Origin of the sequence: Actinocrinis sp. (genome assembly GCF_035946395.1) — a bacterium.
Classification (GTDB): Bacteria; Actinomycetota; Actinomycetes; order Streptomycetales; family Catenulisporaceae; genus Actinocrinis.
This window is the reverse complement of sequence record NZ_DASYZI010000179.1, coordinates 1-3,368: the sequence shown is the minus strand read 5'-3', so window position 1 is coordinate 3,368 and position 3,368 is coordinate 1. Positions and strand designations below refer to the sequence as shown.

The 3,368-nt window shown below is 67.5% G+C and carries 4 protein-coding genes; 1 reads left to right on the top strand and 3 read right to left on the bottom strand.

All coding sequences use genetic code 11. From position 1 onward, the window contains the following. The 3 genes from VGS97_RS11495 to VGS97_RS11485 form a co-directional block, all read right to left on the bottom strand. Positions 1-332, bottom strand: a 332-nt coding sequence (locus VGS97_RS11495) for an acyltransferase family protein (protein WP_326853361.1), incomplete at its 3' end; no start/stop codon positions are given. A 281-nt stretch (positions 333-613) separates the two neighbouring features. Then, positions 614-1,372 (bottom strand): CHAP domain-containing protein, encoded by a 759-nt coding sequence (locus VGS97_RS11490; RefSeq protein ID WP_326853359.1) that lies wholly within the window; start codon positions 1,370-1,372, stop codon positions 614-616. Between the two features lie 89 nt (positions 1,373-1,461). Continuing rightward, positions 1,462-2,445: a hypothetical protein gene (locus VGS97_RS11485; RefSeq protein WP_326853358.1), complete on the bottom strand. Its 984-nt coding sequence runs from the start codon at positions 2,443-2,445 to the stop codon at positions 1,462-1,464. A 220-nt stretch (positions 2,446-2,665) separates the two neighbouring features. Between VGS97_RS11485 and VGS97_RS11480 the strand changes: the two genes are divergently transcribed. Continuing rightward, positions 2,666-3,368: helix-turn-helix transcriptional regulator (locus VGS97_RS11480; protein WP_326853357.1), on the top strand; the 703-nt coding region annotated here is incomplete at its 3' end.

Genomic DNA, 3,368 nt, shown 5'->3' with positions numbered 1-3,368 from the left:
GCAACGTACCAGGTCGTTGGTATCAGCAGACGCAGGGCGCGCCTACGCAGCCAGCGCGCGGCGTGTCCTGCGTCGTTTCCGGCACGACGCCAGCTGACTCCCGCTGCAAAGCCGCCGACGAGGAAGAAGACCGGCATGACCTGGAACGCCCAGGTCACCCAGGGCGCCCACCAGATCTTCCCCAGCACGTCGGCGGCCCGGAACGTGCCGCCGCGATACTCGACCGAAGTCACCAGCCAGTGGCCGAACACCACGCACCCGATCGCGACGACCCGAAGGAAGTCGACGTACCGATCGCGGCTTGGTTCCTCCGCTCTGTAAGCGCTCTCCACCTGTTCATGATGCCCGCTCTTCGAACTTGGCCGGGGCTGCGGCACAGGGCCGACCAGACCAGCGGCAGCGGCAGCGGCAGCGGCAGCGGCAGCGGCAGCGGCAGCGGCAGCGGCAGCGGCAGCGGCAGCGGCAGCGGCAGCGGCAGCGGCAGCGGCAGCGGCAGCGGCAGCGGACGAGCCTACAGCGGCAAAAGCAGCCGCAAAAAAGGCCCCGGCCAAGTTCGACTAGCCATCAAACACTGCTTTCAGATCAGTAGTCGCAACTGTCAGAACAGAAGCTGTCAGAACTGGAGGTAGCGGCTGGGGGCACCGGCGGAGATGCGGCGGGTGCTGTAGCGGTGGCCGGTGTAGCCGTTCATCGCGTCGAGCCAGTTGTACTCCTCGACTTGGATCGTGCCGTCTCCATAGACCTCGGACACATAGGCGACGTGCCCCGCGCCTCCGGCCCCGTTGACGTTGTCGAACCACTGCGCAACGTCGCCGACGTGCGGGGTGTACTCGATCTTGGCCGCGCTCCACTGGTCGGCGTTGCCGAGCCAGTTCATGGACGAGACGTGGTGCAGACCGTCGTTGCGCACCGCCCAGGATGCGAACGACGTGCATTCGCCCTCGAAGTAACCGTAGCCGTCGGCTATGTACGTGCTCGGTCCGACGTAGGGCCACGGATAGTTGCCGGGATTGAGCGGGGACACGGTCCCGGCGCAGTTCGGCAGGTTGATGGAGAAGTTGTTGACGGTCGGGGTGGTCGTGTAGTAGTCGGAGACGTAGCCGCCGTTCGACAGCTTGTCCCATACCCAGGTCGCCCCGTTGACGTCGGTGCCGTTGGTCTGGCAAACGACGTCGATCGAGGTGCCGTCGGCGTAGTGCCCGATGATCGATGCGCCCGTGTTCGGCGCCGAACGAACGTTGACGCCGGCTCCGCCGGTGCCGGTGACCTGGTACGTCGTCGCCGAAGCGGTCGCGGCGGCCAGGAATACCGAGGCAGCCGCCGCGCCGATGACGGCGGCGGCGCGTGCTTCGCGTCGCAGTGATCCTTGCATGGTGGTGATCCCGTCTCTTCGCAGTAAACGGATATGACTGTCTGTCAGACCTGTCAGGCCTATCGGATCTGTCCGGTCCGTCAGATGTCTCAGATAGACTGGTACGACATCTCGGTTACGTAGTACGGCGCGGTTCCGGAGGCCGAGGTCAGTTCCTGCCACGACTGGTACGGCGTGTTGTCAGTGCCCGTACACGGGTCGCCGTGGTCGATGCACGCCTGGTACTGCGAGAGCGCCGCAGCCCAGAGGATCGGCCCGCTCGACGTGTGCGCGTTGCCCCAGGCGCTGATCGCGGCCCACTGCTGCGCCTGGGCGTTGTTGTAGATCTCCGGGATCGCGATCGCGTTCGCGTTGCCCCAGGCCATCTGGTACTCAGTGGCCTGCGACCAGCCGTTGTTGCAGCCGCCGTAGGGTGGGCAGCCGTCGGCCGAGCCGAAGTCGTAGTACTTGACCGCGCCGGCGGCCGACATGTAACCGCTGGCCCAGGCCAGCACGTAGGACGGTGGACCCCAGCCCGGCTCCGCGTCGATCGCGCCGAAGGCGGTCAGTTGCACGCCATAGCCGTTCGCGGCGATCCAGGAGTTCAAGTCCTTGATCATGCTGCCCCAGGCGGAGCCGAGGGCGCTGGCGGCCGCCGTGGTCGAGTTGATCCCGCTGCCCGCGTTGGTCTCGCCGGGGGCGACGGTCATGAACGACTTGCTTCCGGGAACGGTGCAGTCCCAGAAGCCCTGCATGTACCGCTTGACGTTGTTCTCGATCGTCGCGTTGCTGTTGAACCCGCCGATGTAGTTGTCCCAGGCGCCCCAGCTGCCGTAGTTGATCCAGCCGGGGTCGCCGAAGCTGAGGATCGCCACCTGGTGGTGCTGCCCCTGCGAATCAGAGGCCTTCCCCTGGTTGCAGCCCACCGTGTACATGTCCGTAGTCGTCACGTAGCGCGAGTACGTCTGATTCCCGGGGTACGTGGCCGCCTGCGCGGCGGACGTGCCCGTGATCAAGGCGCCGAGCAGCACGGCGGCACCCAGCGTGGCGGAGCGCACCCGGTGCGGGCGCGGCCCTGATATCCGTCGGCTCATTCCCTGCCAGCTTTCCCTCGATGCGTCAAAGGTCTGTTGTGGGTTATGTCATGGGCCTTCTGCCGCATAGAAACCGATCAGGACCGGGTCGACCAGGATGTGTCGCAGGAACTTTCACAGGCACTACGATCTGAGGCGCCTGGCCAGCGAGACCGTGACACCGAGTCAGTGGCACCGAGACCGTGACACTGCGACATGCGGATATGCGGAAGGAGCGGGGATGGCCCAGGCGCGGCCGGAGGGTTTCGGCACGGCGCTGCGCGGTCGGCGGCTTGCCAGCGGCCTGACTCAGGAGGAGCTGGCGGATCTCGCGGGCCTCAGCGTGCGGGCTCTGGGCAACCTGGAGCGGGGGCGGACCGTCCCGCACCGCACGACCGTACGCAGGCTGGCCGCGGCCCTCGGCCTGCGCGAGGCGGACCTGGAGTCGTTCAGCTCGCTCGGCCGCGCCGCGCGGATGACGCGGACGCCGGACGGGTCGGGGCAAATATCAGGGCTCGTCGGCGGACTCGGCGGCCGTCCGGCTCAGCTGCCCCGCGACGTGTCGCAGTTCTGCGGTCGGGAGGCGGAACTGGCGCAGCTGATGGAATTGGGCGAGGGCCGGAGTGGTCGTGAGGACAGTGGTCGTGAGCACAGCGTTCACGGGTACAGCGTTCACGAGCACAGAGTTCACGAGCGTGGTGACCAAGAGCGCGGTGACCAGGAGCGCGCTGCGGATCCCGGTGCCGGGGGCGGGGCGCAGGTCTGCCTGATCGACGGGCCGGCCGGCGTCGGGAAGAGCGCGTTGGCCGTCCGGTTCGCGCACTCGGTCGCTCACCTCTACCCCGACGGCAACCTCTATGTCGACCTGCGCGGCTTCGACGTGAGCCAGCCGCCGCTGCCCGCGACGACGGCGCTGGGCCGCTTCCTGCGTGCGCTCGGCGCCG